Source organism: Photorhabdus aegyptia, from assembly GCF_000612035.1.
Classification (GTDB): Bacteria; Pseudomonadota; Gammaproteobacteria; order Enterobacterales; family Enterobacteriaceae; genus Photorhabdus; species Photorhabdus akhurstii.
In genome coordinates this window covers 72,012-92,363 of the sequence record NZ_JFGV01000006.1, presented here as the reverse complement: position 1 = coordinate 92,363, position 20,352 = coordinate 72,012, and the positions used below count along the sequence as shown (strand labels likewise).

At 52.5% G+C, this 20,352-nt stretch carries 1 protein-coding gene (cut by both window edges); it reads left to right on the top strand.

The whole window is internal to a non-ribosomal peptide synthase/polyketide synthase gene (locus BA1DRAFT_RS22520) on the top strand: the coding sequence, 49,116 nt in all, runs 15,127 nt past the left edge and 13,637 nt past the right edge, and what appears here is coding positions 15,128–35,479 (codon 5,043, partial, through codon 11,827, partial); the first codon wholly inside the window starts at window position 3. Both codon boundaries (start and stop) fall beyond the window edges.

Here is a 20,352-nt window from a genome sequence, read left to right as displayed (position 1 = left end):
GTTTTGATGCCAGTGTCTCGGAAATCATGACCGCGTTAAGTGGCGGGGCCTGTCTGGTTATTCCTACCGATATCATCCGTCATGATCCGCGTCGTCTTTGGTCTTATCTCGAAAAACAAGCAGTAACGCACGCTTTCCTGCCACCGGCTCTGTTCCGGGAAGAGAGCGATTTACCGGTAATAACGATAAAGCCTACGTTAATATTTGCAGGAGAAGCGCCAGGTTCAACCCTGTTCCGGACGTTGTGTGATCGGGCAAATCTATTCAATGATTATGGCCCGACGGAAATTACGGTTTGCGCCACCTCTTGGTCTTGCCCATCAGACTATACAGATGCATGGGTTCCTATTGGACGCCCAACAACCAACACACGGGTTTATCTGCTGGATGCTTATGGTCAGCCGGTACCGTTGGGGGCAGTGGGGGAATTGTATATCGGTGGCGTGGGTGTTGCTCGTGGTTATCTCAATCGTCCTGGGTTGACCGCTGAACGTTTCCTAACAGATCCGTTTAGTAATGAACCTGATGCCCGCCAGTATCGCACCGGGGATTTAGCCCGTTACCTGCCAGACGGCAATCTGGTATTCGTTGGCCGTAACGATCAGCAGGTTAAAATCAGGGGGTTCCGTATTGAGCCGGAAGAAATTGAAACGCGGCTGACGGAGCATCCTGCGGTAAGTGGCGCGTTGGTGCTGGCGTTAAGTGACGGGCAGGACAAACGGCTGGTGGCTTATGTGGTGGCAGAGCCAGATGACGGATTGACGGTGAGCCTGCGTGAATATCTGAGCGCCATTTTGCCTGATTATATGGTGCCGGCCGCTTTTGTACGCCTGAATGCCTTCCCTCTGACCCCAAGCGGTAAGCTGGATCGCCGAGCACTGCCAGCGCCGGGGGCGGATGCCTTTGCTCGTCAGGTTTATGCAGCGCCGGAAGGGGAAACAGAAACCTTATTGGCCGCTATCTGGGGCGAGTTGTTGGGTATCGAACAGATCAGTCGGCATGACAGTTTCTTTGCCTTGGGCGGCCATTCTCTGCTTGCGGTGCGAATGATTGAACGTCTGCGTAACGCGGGATTAACGCTGGCGGTGTATGATCTGTTCCAATCTCCGGTGTTGTCCGCATTTGCCCAAACAGTAGGGCAGTCACAAGCGGTGGTGGTGCCGGAGAATGTCATCACACCGGCCACCACGGCACTCACACCTGAAATGTTGCCGTTGGTTGAGCTGACCCAAACTGAGATTGACCATATCATTGCACAAGTACCATGTGGGATGACTAATATTCAGGATATCTATGCTTTGTCACCGTTGCAGGACGGGATTCTGTTCCACCACTTATTAAGTAATGAAGGCGATCCATATCTATTGGTCAGCCAGATGGTCTTTGCTGATCGTTCATTGTTGGATCGTTATCTGGCGGCAGTGCAACAGGTGGTTAATCGCCACGATACTCTACGTACTGCTTTTATCTGGCAAGGATTATCTGCGCCGGTTCAGGTAGTCTGGCGTCAGGCGCCGTTATCAGTTGTGGAACTGATATTAGATCCTGCTGACGGGCCGGTTTATGAGCAATTGGCTCAACGTTTTGATCCGCGTCAGCATCGTCTCGATCTGGGCCAGGCGCCACTGTTACGTTTTGTTATTGCACAGGAAACGGATGGTCGCTGGATTGCGCTGCAATTACAGCATCATCTGATTGGCGATCATACCGCAATGGAAGTGATGAGCCGCGAAGTTCAGGCGTACCTTGCCGGGCAGGAAGAGAGCTTACCGGCACCGGTCCCTTTCCGCAATCTGGTGGCTCAGGTTCGTCTTGGGGTGAATCAGGCAGAGCATACCCGTTTCTTTACTGACATGTTGGCAGATGTGGATGAACCGACGTTGCCGTTCGGATTGACGGAAGTACATCGGGATGGTTCTCAGATGACCCAATCGTACCGAATGTTGCCCGCGATACTGAACAACCGCTTGCGTAGTCAGGCTCGGCGTTTGGGTGTCAGTCTGGCGGCGCTGTGCCATCTGGCTTGGGCACAGGTATTGTCGCGTACCAGCGGACAGGAGAAAGTGGTATTCGGCACTGTATTGTTTGGGCGGATGCAGACAGGGCAAGGAGCTGACAGCGGTATGGGGCTGTTTATCAATACCTTGCCGTTACGGCTGGATATGGATAATACCCCAGTACGGGGGAGTGTACAGGCGGCACATGCCCGGTTAGCCGAATTACTGGAGCATGAACACGCTTCACTGGCGCTGGCTCAACGTTGCAGTGGGGTACAAGGTGAAGTTCCACTCTTTAGTGCTTTGTTGAACTACCGGCACAGTGCGTTATCCGCGACTTCGAATGAAATCATGAATGGCGTTGAATTTCTTGGTGCGCAGGAACGTACCAACTATCCACTGACTCTATCGGTGGAGGATTTTGGTAATGCGCTGGGGCTAACAGCGCAAATTGTTCAGCCATTTGATCCGGAACGGGTGTGCGGTTATATGCAACAAGCGCTGGAAAGTTTGGCAGAAATACTTGAGCTGGCCCCGGAAACGCCGGTACGGACATTGGAAATTTTGCCCGAGTCTGAACGCACATTGTTATTAAAAACCAGGAATGCGACTGAAACTGCCTATTCTGATCCGTTGTATATCCATCAATTATTTGAACAACAAGTGGAGAAAAAATCGGATGCCACGGCACTGGTGTATGAAGAACAGAGGTACAGCTATGCGGAATTGAATACTCGCGCTAACCGCCTGGCCCATCAACTGATTGCGCTGGGTATTGCGCCAGACCAACGAGTAGCGATTTGTGTTACACGTTCACCGACGATGGTCATGGGCTTGCTGGCTGTATTGAAAGCGGGAGGAGCCTATGTTCCATTGGACCCGGCTTATCCGAGGGAACGTTTGGCACATATTTTGGCTGATGCAGCACCGGCTATTGTGCTGGCGGATAATGCCGGATGTATCGCACTGGGTGAGAAAGCGCTTGCAGGACTCACTGTACTGGATCCGAATACTTTGCCGGATAAGCCGGACAGTAACCCGCAAGTGACCGCACTGACTGCGCAGCATCTGGCGTATGTGATTTACACCTCGGGTTCAACTGGCACACCAAAAGGTGTGATGGTTGAGCATCGTGGGCTAATTAATCTTATCCGGGATAAAATCACCCAGTTTGGCATTCACTCGGATAGCCGGATGTTGCAGTTTGCCTCATTGAGTTTTGATGCCAGTGTTTGGGAAATCATGATGGCGTTGGGAAGTGGGGCCTGTCTGGTTATTGCTGTCGATATCGTCCGTCAGGACCCGCTTCGCCTTTGGCATTATCTGGAACAACAGGCAGTGACCCATGCCTGTTTGACCCCGGCTTTGCTTCGGGATGGGGGAGATTTACCTGCGCTGACGATAACACCGACAGTGATCTTAGGTGGTGAAGCACCTAGTGCTGCACTATTTCAGACACTTTGTCGTCGGGCGACGGTGTTTAATGCCTATGGCCCGACAGAAATCACGGTGTGTGCGACGACCTGGTGTTGCCCGCCAGACTACACGGATACGTTAGTGCCTATCGGCTATCCGACGGCGAACACCCAGATTTATTTGTTGGACACCTACCGCCAGCTTGTGCCATTGGGGATAGTGGGTGAGTTGTATGTCGGTGGTGCGGGGGTGGCGCGTGGCTACCTTAATCGTCCTGAACTGACGGCTGAACGCTTCTTAACTGACCCGTTTAGTGAGATGCCGGATGCGCGGATGTATCGGACTGGGGATTTGGCCCGTTATTTGCCAGATGGCAATTTAGTATTTGTTGGTCGTAATGACCAGCAGATTAAAATTCGGGGCTTCCGGATTGAACCGGGTGAAATTGAGACCCGATTAATAGAGTATCCGGCGGTGCGTGAAGCGGTGGTGTTAGCGCTGGGTCAGGGGCACGATAAGCGTTTGGTAGCCTGGGTGGTGGCAGAAGAAAGCGATGAGTTGGCGAATAGCCTGCGTACTCATCTGAGCACAAATTTGCCGGATTATATGATGCCGGCGGCTTTTGTCCGTTTGGATACACTGCCGTTGACGCCAAATGGAAAACTGGACCGTCTAGCTTTACCGGCACCGGACGAAGAAGCATTTTCCCGTCAGATTTACGAAGCGCCACAAGGCGAAACAGAGATAGCACTGGCGGCTATCTGGCGTGAGTTACTGGGGATTGAGCAGGTGGGGCGGTATGACAGCTTCTTTGCCCTAGGAGGCCATTCGTTGTTGGCGGTGCGAATGATGAACCGAATAGCGGCTTTAGGCATTGAATTGCCGCTGACCACGTTGTTTAAATCACCGACATTGGCAGCCTTTGCTGAGGTAATGGGGATTCAGCTTGGTGAACAGAACAATAGCGTGTCTGCTATGGTACCGATATCCCGCGAGGGCGGCGCATTACCTTTGTCATTTGCTCAACAGCGTCTATGGTTCCTGGCGCAATTTGAGGGGGTTAGCGAGACCTATCATGTCCCAATGGCCCTGCGTTTACATGGTCAGTTGGATATCGTCGCCTGGCAGCAGGCGCTGAATCGCTTGTTTGCCCGTCACGAGGCTTTGCGTTCCATCTTTATCTCGGTGGATGGTCAGCCTAAAGTCGAATTGTTGCCGGCTGAATTGGGTTTGCCGATGAGCAAACACGATTTGCGCAAAGTGTCTGATGCAGATAAACAGTTTGAGCGTTTATGTGTACAGGAAGCGGAGGCGCCGTTTGATCTTGCTGGTGGTCCGTTAATCCGAGCGGGTCTGATACAACGGGCTGACGATGATTACGTCTTTTTGCTGACTCAGCATCATATTGTGTCAGACGGCTGGTCGGCTGGCGTGTTGATGCGCGAATTAAGCGCCCTCTATACCGCTTTTTCAATGGGGCTGCCAGATCCGTTGCCGCCGCTGGCAATTCAGTATCCTGATTATGCCGCCTGGCAGCGTCAGTGGCTGTCGGCGGAGCGGTTACAAATCCAATCTGACTATTGGAGAATGAGTCTGGCAGACGCGCCGGTTCTACTGGATTTGCCTACTGATCGATCACGTCCATCTCAGCAGTCGTTTGCCGGGGCTTTATTGCCCGTCAATCTGGATGCGGAATTAACCCAATCTCTTAAACGTTTGAGTGAGCAACAGGGCGTCACGTTATTTATGACGTTGCTGGCTGCTTGGGCAACAGTCTTATCACGCCTATCAGGTCAGGAAGATCTGGTTATCGGTACGCCAAGTGCCGGTCGCAGTCGGCAGGAAGTGGAATCCCTGATCGGCTTTTTTGTGAATACATTGGCGTTGCGTATGAACTTATCCGGCGTCCCCAATGTGGCAGAATTGCTGGCGCGCGTGAGACAAACTGCGCTGGCGGCACAGGAGCATCAGGATCTACCGTTTGAACAGGTAGTGGAAATCGTACAACCACCACGCCACCTGGCACACACTCCGCTGTTCCAGGTGATGTTTGCCTGGCAAAACAATGAAGGCATAGAATGGTGGATGCCGGGACTGACGGTTTCACCTGCCGATCAACCTATTGATATCGCTAAGTTTGATCTTGAATTGAGCCTGTCTGAGGTGGATGGCCGAATTGTCGGTTATCTGAATTATTCCACCGCGCTGTTTGATCAACTGACCATTGAGCGGCAGGTGGGTTATCTCCATACCGTACTACGGGAGATGGCGGCTAACCCTCAACAGCCAGTTGGGAAAATTGATATCCTGACCGTAGCGGAGCGCAAGCTGTTACTGGAAACCTGGAATGCAACCCAGACGCGATATCCTGACCAGACATGCATTCATCGGTTGTTTGAACAGCAGGCGGAGAAAACCCCTGATGCAGTAGCGCTGGTGTATGAAGAGCACATTCTCAGTTATCCCGAATTAAATGCTCGTGCCAACCGACTGGCCCGCCAGTTAATTAAGCGAGGGGTACAGTTGGATGATCGGATTGTGGTGTTGTTAGAACGATCTATTGAGCTGGTCGTGGCTCAATTGGCAATTCTCAAAGCCGGAGCCGTGTATGTGCCAATCGATCCCCGTGTGCCAGATGAGCGGAAAAACTGGCTGATAAGCGATTGTTCAGCCAAATTATTGCTCACTGATATCCCGATTGATCTGGCTATTCCCACGTATTGCCTTGCTGATGAGATGGGTATTATCAGGGAGGAGGATTACCTTAATCTTGACTTGCCTAGGTCCAGTACCGAGCTAGCTTATATTATGTACACTTCCGGCTCGACTGGCACGCCAAAAGGGGTAATGGTGCCACACCGCGCTGTGGTTCGACTGGTCATCAATAATGGGTACGCTGAAATCGGGCCGGATGATCGGGTGGCGTTTGAGGCCAACCCGGCTTTTGATGCCAGCACCTTTGAAGTCTGGGCGCCATTGCTCAATGGCGGTACGCTGGTGGTGATTGATCACACCACATTGCTGACGCCTAAAGAATTCGTTCAGGCATTACAGACTTATCGTATTACGGTGCTGTGGCTGAGTGTCGGGCTGTTTAACCGGCTGGCGGCAGAATTGTCTCCGGTGTTGCCACAAATCAAGATTCTGATTGTTGGCGGTGATGTCCTTGATCCCCATGTGATGGCGCAGGTTTTACGTGATAGCCCGCCGCAACAGTTATTAAATGGCTATGGACCAAGTGAGGGCGCCACCTTTACCACCACCTACCGTATCACAGAATTATCGCCAGAAGTGACTCGTATCCCCATTGGTCGACCAATAGCTAATACACGGGTTTATCTGTTGGATACCTATGGTCAGTTAGTGCCGCAGGGAGTAATCGGTGAGATTTATATCGGTGGAGATGGGGTTGCCTGTGGCTATCTCAATCGTCCTGAATTGACCGCGGAACGTTTTCTGCCAGATCCGTTTAGTGATAAGCCGGATGACCGCCTGTATCGGAGCGGGGATTTGGCCCGTTACCTGACAGACGGCAATTTGGAGTTCTTGGGTCGTAATGACCAACAGGTGAAAATCCGTGGTTTCCGTATTGAACTAGGGGAAATCGAAGCCCGATTGCTGGAGCACCCGGCAGTGCATGAAGCGGTTGTGCAAGTACTGGGCGACGGTCAGGACAAACGGTTGGTGGCTTATGTGGTAACAGAAGCGGACGAGGAGTTAGTTAACCGTCTGCATACCTATCTGAGTACCATTTTACCGGATTATATGGTGCCGACGGCCTTTGTACGTCTGGATACTTTCCCGTTGACGCCAAACGGCAAATTGGATCGTCGGGCATTACCAGTGCCGGGGGAGGAAGCGTTTGCCCGACAGGTTTATGAAGCACCGCAGGGAGAAACAGAAACCCTATTGGCCGCTATCTGGAGCGAATTGTTAGGTATTGAACAGATCAGTCGGCACGACAGTTTCTTTGCCCTAGGCGGCCATTCTCTGCTTGCGGTGCGGATGATTGAACGTCTGCGCCATGTTGGACTAACGCTGGCGGTGCGTGACCTGTTTCAATTCCCGGTGTTATCGGCATTTGCCCAAACAGTAGGGCAATCACCGGCGGTGGTGGTGCCGGCGAATGTGATTACCCCGTTGACCACGGCGCTTATACCTAAGATGTTGCCGCTGATTGAGCTGACCCAACCTGAAATTGACCATATCGTGGAACAAGTGCCGGGTGGGGTGGCTAATATTCAGGATATCTATGCCTTGTCACCGTTGCAGGACGGTATTCTGTTCCACCATCTGCTGGCGAATGGAGGTGACCCGTATCTATTGGTCAGCCAAATGATCTTTGCTGATCGTTCATTGTTGGATTGTTATCTGGCGGCGGTGCAACAAGTAGTTAATCGCCACGATATTCTGCGTACCGCCTTTGTTTGGCAAGGGTTATCAGCGCCTGCTCAAGTGGTTTGGCGTCAGGCTCAATTGTCAATTATTGAACTGACATTGGACCCGGTTGATGGGCCGATCCGTGACCAGTTAGCTCAACATTTTGATCCACGTCGCTATCGTATTGATCTGCAACGAGCTCCATTGTTGCACTTTGTGGTAGCACAGGAAGAGGATGGTCATTGGCGCGTACTGCAATTGCTGCATCACCTGATTGGTGATCATACTGCAATGGAAGTGATGCATGGCGAGGTTCAGGCTTATTTTGCCGGACGGGAAGAGAACTTGCCTGTGCCGGTCCCTTTCCGCAATTTGGTGGCTCAAGTTCGTCTGGGAATGAGTCAGGCCGAATATACCCGTTTCTTTACTGACATGTTGGTTGAGGTGGATGAACCAACACTACCATTTGGGTTCACGGAGGTACATCGGGATGGTTCGCAGGTGACGGAATCGCACCGGATGTTACCCGCTATGTTAAATGATCGTCTGCGCAGTCAGGCCCGACGTCTGGGTGTCAGTTTGGCGACTTTGTGCCATCTGGCTTGGGCACAGGTGTTGTCACGTACCAGTGGGCAGGAGAAAGTGGTGTTCGGCACCGTGCTGTTTGGGCGAATGCAGGCAGGGCACGGAGGTGACAGCGGCATGGGGCTGTTTATCAATACCTTGCCGTTGCGACTGGATATGGATGATACCTCGGTGCAGGACAGTGTACGGGCAGCGCATGCCCGGTTAGCTGGATTGCTGGAGCATGAGCATGCCTCACTGGCGTTGGCTCAACGTTGCAGTGGAATACCGGGGGAAGCGCCTCTCTTTAGTGCTTTGCTGAACTACCGACATAGTGCGCAGTCGGTTACTACGGATACAATCATCAGCGGTATTGAATTCTTGGGCGGACAAGAACGCACTAACTATCCGTTTGTCTTGTCCGTAGAGGATGTTGGTCATGCTTTGGGATTGACGGCGCAAATTGTTCAACCGATTGATCCGGAACGGATATGTGGTTATATGCAACAGGCGCTGGAAAGTCTGGCGGAGGCTCTTGAACAGCGTCCGGAAACACCGGTACGAGCACTGAATATCTTACCGACAGCGGAGAAAAAGCTGTTGCTGGAAACCTGGAATGCAACCGAAACGTCGTATCCAGATCACGATTGTATTCACCGACTGTTTGAGCAATGGGCAGAGAAAAGTCCAGATGCCACAGCACTGGTATATGAAGAAGAGAGTCTCAGCTATGCCGAACTCAATGCCCGTGCCAACCGTCTGGCACATCAACTGATCACGTTGGGCGTTACGCCGGACCAACGGGTAGCGATTTGCGTGTCACGTTCACCGGCAATGGTGGTGGGGGTATTAGCGGTGCTGAAAGCCGGTGGCGCCTATGTGCCGCTGGATCCGGTCTATACCGGTGAGCGCTTGGCACATATCCTGACTGATGCTGCCCCTGCTATTTTGCTGGCGGATAAAGTCGGGTGTGATGCGCTGGGAGAGGACGCGCTGGCAGGGCTGACGGTACTTGACCCGAATAGCCCGTTTGATCAATCGGACAGTAACCCGCAAGTGCCGGCATTGACGGCACAGCATCTGGCGTATGTCATTTACACCTCGGGCTCGACCGGCACGCCGAAAGGGGTAATGGTGGAACATCGTCATATTCAGCGTTTGTTTGATGCGACTGAATCTTGGTACCACTTTAATCGACAAGATGTTTGGTGCCTGTTCCATTCCATTGCGTTTGACTTCTCGGTATGGGAATTATGGGGGGCGTTACGCTACGGCGCTAAGCTGGTGTTGGTTCCGTACGCGATTGCCCGTTCACCTCAGGAGCTGCATCAATTCGTGTGTCAGCATGGCATCACCGTGCTGAATCAAACCCCCAGTGCCTTCAAAGCCTTTATTGCCAGTTATGTCGCCAATCCGTTACCGGACTGCTTGCGCTATATCATCTTTGGCGGGGAAGCACTCGATCCGAGTATTTTGAAGCCGTGGTATGCCCTGCGTGAGGAGATGTTGCCTCAGTTGGTGAATATGTACGGTATCACCGAAACCACGGTTCACGTCACTTACCGGGTACTGGGCCGCCATGATGCAGAACAGACAACGAGTCCTATTGGCACGCGGATCCCGGATTTAACCCTCTATCTGTTGGATAAGTATGGTCAGCCAGTACCGTTAGGCGCTGTGGGTGAGTTATATATTGGCGGGGCTGGTGTGGCACGGGGTTATCTCAATCGTTCTGAGCTGACAGCGGAACGTTTCCTGGCAGACCCGTTTAGTCATATTCCAGATGCCCGAATGTACCGCACCGGGGATTTGGCTCGTTACCTGCCGGATGGCAATCTGGAGTTCCTGGGCCGAAATGACCAACAGGTGAAAATCCGCGGTTTCCGCATTGAGCCGGGGGAAATCGAAGCCCGGCTGATAGAACACCCGGCGGTGAGTGAAGCGGTCGTGCTGGCGCTCGGCGACGGTCAGGACAAACGGCTGGTGGCTTATGTGGTGGCCGAAGTGGATGAGGAGTTAATTAATCGTCTGCGTACTCACTTAAGTGCGATTTTACCGGATTATATGGTGCCAGCCGCTTTTGTTTGTATGGATGCCTTCCCGTTAACACTGAACGGCAAACTAGATCGCCGGGCGCTACCGGCACCGGGAGAAGATGCCTTTGCCCGTCAAGTTTATGCGGCACCACGAGGGGAAACAGAAACTCTGCTAGCCACTATTTGGAGCGAGTTGTTGGGTATTGAACAGGTGAGTCGGCATGACAGCTTCTTTGCATTGGGAGGACATTCGCTGTTGGCGGTTCGGATGATTGAACGTTTGCGTAATGCGGGGTTAACGCTGGCAGTGCGTGATTTATTCCAATCCCCGGTGTTATCGGCATTTGCCCAAACAGTAGGGCAATCACCGGCGGTGGTGGTGCCGACGAATGTGATTACCCCGTCGACCACGGCACTCACACCTGATATGTTGCCGTTGGCTGATCTGACTCAACCTGAAATTGACTATATCGTTGCACAAGTACCGGGTGGGGTTGCCAATATTCAGGATATCTATGGTTTATCACCGTTGCAGGACGGTATTCTGTTCCACCATTTGTTGGCGAATAAAGGCGATCCGTATCTACTGGCTGGTCAGATAGTTTTTGCTAACCGCGCCTTATTGGACAACTATTTGGCGGCAGTACAACAAGTGGTTAATCGCCACGATATTTTGCGTACCGCTTTTCTCTGGCAAGGATTATCCGCGCCGGTTCAGGTAGTTTGGCGTCAGGCTCAATTATCAGTCACTGAACTGACACTAGACCCGGTTGATGGATCGGCCTGTGACCAGTTAGCTCAACATTTTGATCCGCGTCGCTATCGTATTGATCTGCAACGAGCACCACTGTTGCATTTTGCAGTGGCGCAGGAGGACGATGGCCGTTGGAGCGTACTGCAATTGCAGCATCATCTGATTGGCGACCATACCACAATGGAAGTGATGCATGGCGAGATTCAGGCTTATCTTGCCGGACAGGAAGAAAACTTGCCTGCGCCGGTCCCTTTCCGCAATCTGGTGGCTCAAGTCCGGTTGGGGGTGAGTCAGGTCGAACATACCCGCTTCTTTACTGACATGTTGTCTGAAGTGGATGAACCGACGCTGCCGTTCGGGTTGACGGAAGTCCATCGGGATGGTTCACAGGTGATGGAATCGCACCAGATGTTAACGCCTGAACTGAATGATCGTCTACGTAGTCAGGCCCGGCGTCTGGGTGTTAGTTTAGCAACTTTATGCCATCTGGCCTGGGCACAGGTTTTGTCGCGTACCAGCGGACAGGTAAAAGTGGTATTCGGCACCGTGCTGTTTGGACGGATGCAGGCAGGGCAAGGGGCTGACAATGGAATGGGGCTGTTTACCAATACCTTGCCGTTGCGACTGGATATAGATGATACCCCGTTGCGAGACAGTGTACGAATAGCCCATACTCGGTTAGCTGAATTGCTGGAGCATGAACATGCCTCACTGGCGCTGGCCCAACGTTGCAGTGAGGTGCCGGGGGAAACGCCCCTCTTTAGCGCATTACTAAACTACCGGCATAGTGCGCATCCGGTTACCACGGATGCAACCATCGGCGGTATTGAATTCCTTAGCGGACAAGAGCGAACTAACTATCCGTTTGTCTTGTCGGTGGAGGATTTTGGTCACGCACTGGGGCTGACGGCGCAAATTGTTCAATCGATTGATCCGAAACGCGTGTGCGGTTATATGCAACAGGCGTTGGAAAGTCTGGCAGAGGCGCTTGAGCAACGGCCGGAGACACCGGTACGGGCACTGAATATCTTGCCAGAAGCAGAGAAGAAACTGTTATTGGCAACCTGGAACGCGACTCAGGCACCATATCCTGACCAGAGTTGTATTCACCGACTGTTTGAACAACAGGCAGAAAACACTCCTGATGCGATAGCATTGGTGTATGGAGAGCACATTCTTAACTATGCCGAATTAAATTCTCGTGCCAACCAACTATCCCATTGGTTAACTGGGCAAGGGGTTCAGCCGGATAACAGGGTTGCTGTGCTGTTAGAGCGTTCTGTTGAGCTGGTAGTGGCTCAATTGGCTATCCTAAAAGCCGGGGCCGTTTATGTGCCGATTGATCCCCAGGTACCGGATGAGCGGAAGCATTGGCTGATAAGCGACTGTTCAGCTAAGTTATTGCTTACCGATATCCCGATTGATTTGGCGATCCCCCGGTTTTGTCTGGCCGATGAGATGGATGCTATCAGGCAGGAAGATAACCGCAATCCTGACTTGCCACGTTCCAGTACTGAACTGGCCTATATCATGTATACCTCCGGCTCAACGGGCACGCCTAAAGGAGTGATGGTACCGCATCGGGCAGTGGTTCGGCTGGTGATTAATAATGGGTACGCCGAAATCGGGCCGGATGATCGGGTAGCGTTTGAAGCTAACCCGGCTTTCGATGCCAGTACCTTTGAAGTTTGGTCGCCGTTGCTCAATGGTGGCGCACTGGTGGTGATTGATCACGCCACGTTGCTGATGCCTAAAGAATTTGTTCAGGCATTACAGACGTATCGCATAACCGTGCTGTGGCTAAGTGTCGGGTTATTTAACCGACTGGCGGCAGAGTTGTCTCCGGCTCTCCCGCAGCTCAAAATCCTGATTGTCGGCGGCGATGTTCTGGATCCACATGTGATCAGGCAAGTTCTGCGTGATAACCCACCGCAACAGTTATTGAATGGCTATGGACCAAGTGAGGGCGCCACCTTTACCACTACCTACCGTATCACGGCGTTATCGCCAGAAGTAATGAGAATCCCTATTGGTCGACCGATAGCTAATACACGGGTTTATCTGTTGGATGCTTATGGTCAGCCGGTGCCGCAGGGAGCAACCGGTGAGATTTATATCGGTGGAGATGGTGTTGCTTGTGGCTATCTTAATCGTTCTGAACTGACGACTGAACGTTTCCTGGCAGACCCGTTTAGTCATCTTCCAGATGCCCGGATGTACCGCACCGGGGATTTAGCCCGTTACCTGCCGGACGGTAATCTGGAATTCCTGGGCCGTAATGACCAACAAGTGAAAATTCGCGGTTTCCGCATTGAACTGGGGGAAATCGAAGCCCGATTGCTGGAACACCCGGCAGTGCATGAAGCGGTTGTGCTGGTGATGGATGACGGTCAGGATAAACGGCTGGTGGCTTATGTAGTGGCAGAAGCCGATGAGGGATTGGTCAATTGCTTGCGTACTCACGTAAGTACGATTTTACCGGATTATATGGTACCGGCCGCTTTTGTGCGTCTGGATACCTTTCCGTTGACGCCAAACGGCAAACTGGATCGGCGGGCATTACCGGTGCCGGGGGAAGAAGATTTTGCCCGGCAGATTTACGCTAGACCGTCAGGGGAGGTGGAAACCACATTGGCGACTATCTGGCGTGAATTACTGGGTGTCGAGCGAATTAGCCGATATGACAACTTTTTCGCTTTAGGCGGCCATTCGTTGTTGGCAGTACGAATGATGAACCGGATAGCGGCATTGGGGATTGAATTGCCATTGTCCACGTTGTTTACATTCCCTGTTTTGACCACTTTTGCTGAAGCGATAAGCGCCCAGTTTGGTGAATCGGACAGGATATTACCCGCTATCGTTCCGTTATCTCGTGAGAGCCAATTGCCGTTGTCATTTGCGCAACAGCGTCTGTGGTTCTTGACCCAGTTTGAGGGGGTGAGTGAGACTTATCATATTCCGCTGGCCTTACGTCTACATGGTCGGCTGGATATCGTTGCTTGGCAACAGGCGCTTGATACACTATTTGCTCGCCATGAAGCATTGCGCTCTGTCTTCGTCGCTGTCGATGGTCAACCGCAGGTAGAGTTGTTGCCGACGGCATCAGGCTTGCCGATGAGAAAATATGATCTGCGTGATATGCCTGACGTGGAGGCGCAGCTTGCGTCGCTCTCTGCTCAGGAAGTTGAAACGCCGTTTGATCTTGCCTGTGGCCCATTAATTCGTTCCAGTCTGATACAACTGGCTGATGATAATCACGTTTTCTTATTGACCCTGCATCATATTGTTTTTGATGGTTGGTCTGTCAGTGTGTTGATGCGTGAATTGAGCACCCTTTATACCGCGTTTCTGGCTGGGCAGTCAGATCCGTTGCCGCCGTTGGCGATTCAGTATCCTGATTACGCTGCCTGGCAACGTCAATGGTTGTCGGCTGAACGCATACAATCCCAATCTGATTATTGGCACGCAAGGCTGGTTGATGCACCGGCTCTGCTGGATTTGCCTACTGATCGGCCACGTCCGCCTCAACAATCTTTTGCCGGGGCCTTATTGCCCGTCAGTCTGGATGAGGAGTTAACCCGATCCCTTAAGCGCTTGAGTGAGCAACAGGGCGTCACGTTATTTATGACCGTGTTAGCTGCCTGGGCGGCAGTGCTGTCACGTCTGTCAGGTCAGGAAGATCTGGTTATCGGTACGCCAAGTGCGGGTCGTGGGCGTCAGGAAGTGGAATCCCTGATTGGCTTCTTTGTGAATACGCTGGCGTTGCGGATGGATTTATCCGGCGCGCCAAATGTGGCGGAATTGCTGGCACGTGTACGACAAACTGCGCTGGCGGCACAGGAACATCAGGACCTGCCATTTGAACAGGTGGTGGAAATCGTGCAACCGCCGCGCCGACTGGCGCACACCCCATTGTTCCAGGTGATGTTTGCCTGGCAGAACAGTGAGAACACGCAATGGCGGTTGCCGGGAGTGGCGGTTTCACCGGTTGAGCAAGCTTTTGATGTGGTTAAGTTTGATCTTGAGCTGAATTTGTTTGAAGTTGAAGGTCAGATTGTCGGTTATCTGAATTATGCCACCGCGCTATTTGATCAACCGACCATTGAGCGACAGGTGGGCTATCTCCATACCGTACTACGGGCGATGGCGGCTAATCCTCAACAGCCGGTCGGGAAAATCGATATCTTGACCGTAGCAGAGCGCAAGCTGTTATTGGAAACTTGGAACGCAACCGAAACGTCGTATCCAGATCACGATTGTATTCATCGGCTGTTTGAGCAACAGGCAGAGGAAACCCCGGATGCGACGGCGTTGGTGTATGCAGGGCAGGCCCTTAGTTATGCCGAATTAAATGCCCGTGCAAATCGGTTGGCGCATCAACTGATTACGTTAGGAGTGGTACCAGAGCAACGGGTGGCAATTTGTATAGCGAGTTCGCCAGCGCGGATAGTGGGGCTGCTGGCAGTACTGAAAGCGGGTGGTGCTTATGTACCGCTAGACCCGGCCTATCCAGGGGAACGTCTGATTCATATCTTAACCGATGCTGCGCCGGCTATTGTGCTGGCGGATGATGCTGGACGTGCCGCGTTAGGCGAAAAAGTACTGGCAGGTCTAACTGTACTGGACCCGAATTCATTGCCTAGTCAGCCAGATAGCAACCCACAGATATCGGCATTAATTCCACGCTATCTAGCGTATGTAATTTATACCTCCGGTTCGACCGGCATACCCAAAGGAGTGATGATCGAACATCGTGGGCTGGTTAATCTGATTCAGGAAAAAATCATTCAGTTTGATATTCATCCGGGTAGCCGGATGTTGCAGTTTGCTTCATTTGGCTTTGATGCCGGTGTCTGGGAAACCATGATGGCATTGTGCAGTGGGGCCACTTTGGTGATCCCTGCCGATACGGTTCGTCAGGACCCTCGCTATCTCTGGCATTATCTGGAAGAACAGGCGATAACTCATGCTTGCCTAACCCCGGCCCTACTCCGGGAGGGGACCGATGTGCCGGAAATGACAATAAGACCGACGTTGATACTCGGTGGTGAGGCACCTAACGCTGTGTTGCTTCAAGCCCTGAGTCGTCGGGCAACGGTGTTTAATGCCTATGGCCCAACGGAAATCACGGTATGTGCGGCCACCTGGCGTTGTCCGTCAGACTACACTGAGGGCGTCATTGCTATTGGGCGTCCGACAGCTAATACGCGGGTTTATTTGCTGAATACTGACGGTCAGCCGGTGCCGTTAGGCGCGATTGGAGAGCTCTATATTGGCGGTGTCGGGGTAGCGCGAGGCTATCTCAACCGGCCTGATTTGACAGCGGAGCGTTTTCTGGACGATCCATTTAGTGGTGAGCCAGATGCCCGGATGTACCGGACCGGGGATTTGGCCCGCTACTTGCCGGATGGCAATCTGGAATTCCTGGGTCGTAATGACCAGCAAGTGAAAATCCGCGGTTTCCGCATCGAACCGGGAGAAATCGAAGCTCGATTGCTGGAACATCCTGCGGTGAGTGAAGCGCTGGTGCTGGCTTTGGGCGACGATCAGGATAAACGGTTGGTGGCTTATGTGGTGGCAGAAGCGGATGACGGACTAGTTAACAGCTTGCGTGTCTATCTGAGTGCTATTTTGCCGGATTATATGGTGCCAGCGGCCTTTGTGCGCTTGGATACCTTCCCTGTGACACCAAACGGTAAGCTGGATCGTCGGGCGTTACCTGCGCCGGGGGAGGGAGCATTTGCCCGTCAAGTTTATGAGGCGCCTCAAGGGGAGACAGAAACCCTGCTGGCTGCTATCTGGAGCGAGTTGTTGGGCGTTGAACAGGTGAGTCGGCATGACAGCTTCTTTGCTCTGGGCGGTCATTCGTTGCTGGCGGTACGGATGGTTGAACGTTTGCGTAATGTGGGATTAACACTGGCAGTACGGGATTTATTCCAATCCCCAGTGTTATCTGAATTTGCCCAAACAGTAGGGCAATCACAGGCTGTAGTGGTACCGGCGAATGTCATTACCCCGGAGACTACGGAACTTATACCGGCGATGTTGCCATTGATTGATCTGACTCAGACTGAGATTAACCATATCATTGAACAAGTACCGGGTGGGGTTGCCAATATTCAGGATATCTATGCCTTGTCACCGTTGCAGGATGGTATCTTGTTCCACCATTTGCTGGCGAATAAAGGCGACCCGTATTTGCTGGCTGGTCAGATGGTCTTTGCTGACCGCGCCCTGTTGGATAGTTATTTGATGGCAGTGCAACAGGTGATTAACCGTCATGACATTCTGCGTACAGTTTTTATCTGGCAAGGATTGTCCACGCCGGTTCAGGTGGTCTGGCGTCAGGCTTCATTGTTAGTCACCGAACTGACATTGAACCCGATTGATGGGTTAGTCCGTGACCAGTTAGCTCAACGTTTTGATCCGCGTCGATATCGTATTGATCTGCAACGAGCACCTTTGCTGCATTTTGTAGTGGCTCAGGAGGAGGATGGCCGCTGGAGCGTATTGCAATTGTTGCATCATTTGATTGGCGACCATACGACGCTGGAAGTGATGAACCGTGAGGTTCAGGCTTATCTTGCCGGACAGGAAGATAGCTTGCCTGCGCCAGTCCCTTTCCGCAATTTGGTGGCGCAAGCCCGGTTGGGGGTGAGTCAGGCCGAGCATACCCGTTTCTTTACTGACATGTTGGCTGAAGTGGATGAACCGACTCTACCGTTCGGGTTGACGGAAGTCCATCGGGATGGTTCACAAATGGCGGAGTCGCACCGGATGTTGACGCCTGAGCTGAATGACCGTTTGCGTAACCAGGCCCGGCGTCTGGGTGTCAGTTTGGCTGCGTTGTGTCATCTGGCCTGGGCACAGGTGTTGTCGCGTATCAGTGGACAGGCGAAAGTGGTGTTTGGCACCGTACTGTTTGGGAGGATGCAGGCCGGGGAAGGGGCTGACAGCGGCATGGGATTGTTTGTCAACACTCTGCCGTTGCGGCTGGATATAGATGATACCTCGGTACAGGAAAGTGTGCGGTTAGCCCATACCCGGTTGGCCGGATTGCTGGAGCATGAACATGCGTCACTGGCGTTGGCTCAACGTTGCAGTGGGGTACAAAATGAAATTCCGCTCTTTAGCGCCTTATTGAACTACCGGCATAGTACGTCGCCGATAGCCACGGATGAAATCATCAGCGGTATTGAATTTCTGGGCGGGCAAGAGCGAACGAACTATCCGTTGGTGCTCTCAGTGGAGGATTTTGGTGATGCTCTGGGATTGACGGCACAAATCGTTCAACCGATTGATCCAGAGCGGATATGTGGTTATATGCAACAGGCATTGGAAAGTCTGATACAAGCGCTTGAACAACAGACGGAAGCTCCAATACGGTTACTGAATATTTTGCCGGCAGCAGAAAAGAGGTTGTTACTGGAGACCTGGAATGCGACTGAGGCGCCATATCCTAACCAGTGTTGTATTCACCGGTTATTTGAACAACAGGCAGAAAATACCCCTGATGCGATAGCGTTGGTGTATGGAGAACACATTCTCAACTATGCCGAATTAAATGCCCGTGCCAACCAACTGGCTCACTGGTTAATTGGGCAGGGGATACTGCCGGATAACCGGGTCGCTGTGCAGTTAGAGCGTTCTATTGAACTGGTGGTGGCTCAGTTGGCTATCCTCAAAGTCGGAGCTGTTTATGTGCCGATCGATCCCAGAGTGCCGGACGAGCGGAAGCACTGGCTGATGACCGACTGTTCAGCCAAGTTATTGCTTACTGATATCCCGGTTAACCTGGACGATGAGATCGGCGCTGTCAGGGCGGAAGATTACCGCAATCCTGACTTGCCCCGCTCCAGTACTGAGTTGGCTTATATTATGTATACCTCCGGCTCGACCGGCACACCCAAAGGGGTCATGGTGTCGCACCGGGCGGTGGTTCGGCTGGTGATTAATAACGGATACGCTGAAATTGGGCCTGATGATCGGGTGGCGTTTGAAGCTAATCCGGCTTTCGATGCCAGCACCTTTGAAGTTTGGGCGCCATTGCTCAATGGCGGTACGCTGGTGGTGATTGATCATGCGACTGTGCTAACGCCCAAAGAGTTTGCCCAGGCATTACAGACTTATCGCATTACCGTACTGTGGCTGAGTGTCGGGCTGTTTAACTGGCTGGCGGCAGAGTTGTCGCCAGCTCTTCCGCAGCTCAAAATCCTGATGGTCGGCGGCGATGTGTTGGACCCACATGTGATGGCGCAAGTTCTGCGTGATAGCCCGCCGCAACAGTTATTAAATGGCTATGGACCAAGTGAGGGCACCACCTTTACCACTACCTACCGTATTACAACGTTACCGTCGGGAGTGGTGAGAATTCCCATTGGCCGACCGATAGCCAATACGCGGGTTTATCTGTTGGATGCCAATGGTCAGCTAGTGCCGTTGGGAGCGGAAGGGGAAATTTATATCGGCGGAGATGGGGTTGCCTGTGGCTATCTTAACCGTCCTGAACTGACGGCAGAACGTTTTCTTCCGGATCCGTTTAGCGATAAACCGGATGCTCGCCTGTATCGGACCGGGGATTTGGCCCGTTACCTGCCGGACGGCAATCTGGAATTCCTGGGACGTAATGACCAGCAGGTGAAAATTCGTGGTTTCCGCATTGAGCCGGGGGAGATCGAAGCTCGGCTGATGGAACATCCGGTGGTGAGTGAAGCCGTTGTTCTGGTGTTGGGCGACGGCCAGGACAAACGGTTGGTGGCTTATGTGGCGGCAGAAGCGAATGAAGAGTTGGTCAGTCGTCTGCGTACTCACTTAAGTGCAGTGTTACCGGATTATATGGTGCCGGCCGCTTTTGTCCGCCTGGATACTTTCCCGCTGACGCCGAATGGCAAGCTGGACCGTCGGGCGCTACCGGCGCCGGGGGAAGAGGCTATTGCCCGGCAGGTTTACTCCGCTCCATCAGGGGAGATGGAAATCACATTGGCAGCTATCTGGCGTGAATTACTGGGCGTTGAACGAATTAGCCGGTATGACAACTTTTTCGCATTGGGCGGCCATTCGTTGCTGGCGGTGCGGATGATGAACCGGATAGCGGCGTTGGGGATTGAATTACCGCTGTCCACGTTGTTTACATTTCCGTCTTTGATGGCCTTTGCTGAAGTGATGCGTACCCGGTTTGACGAATCAGGTAGGATATTGCCCGCTA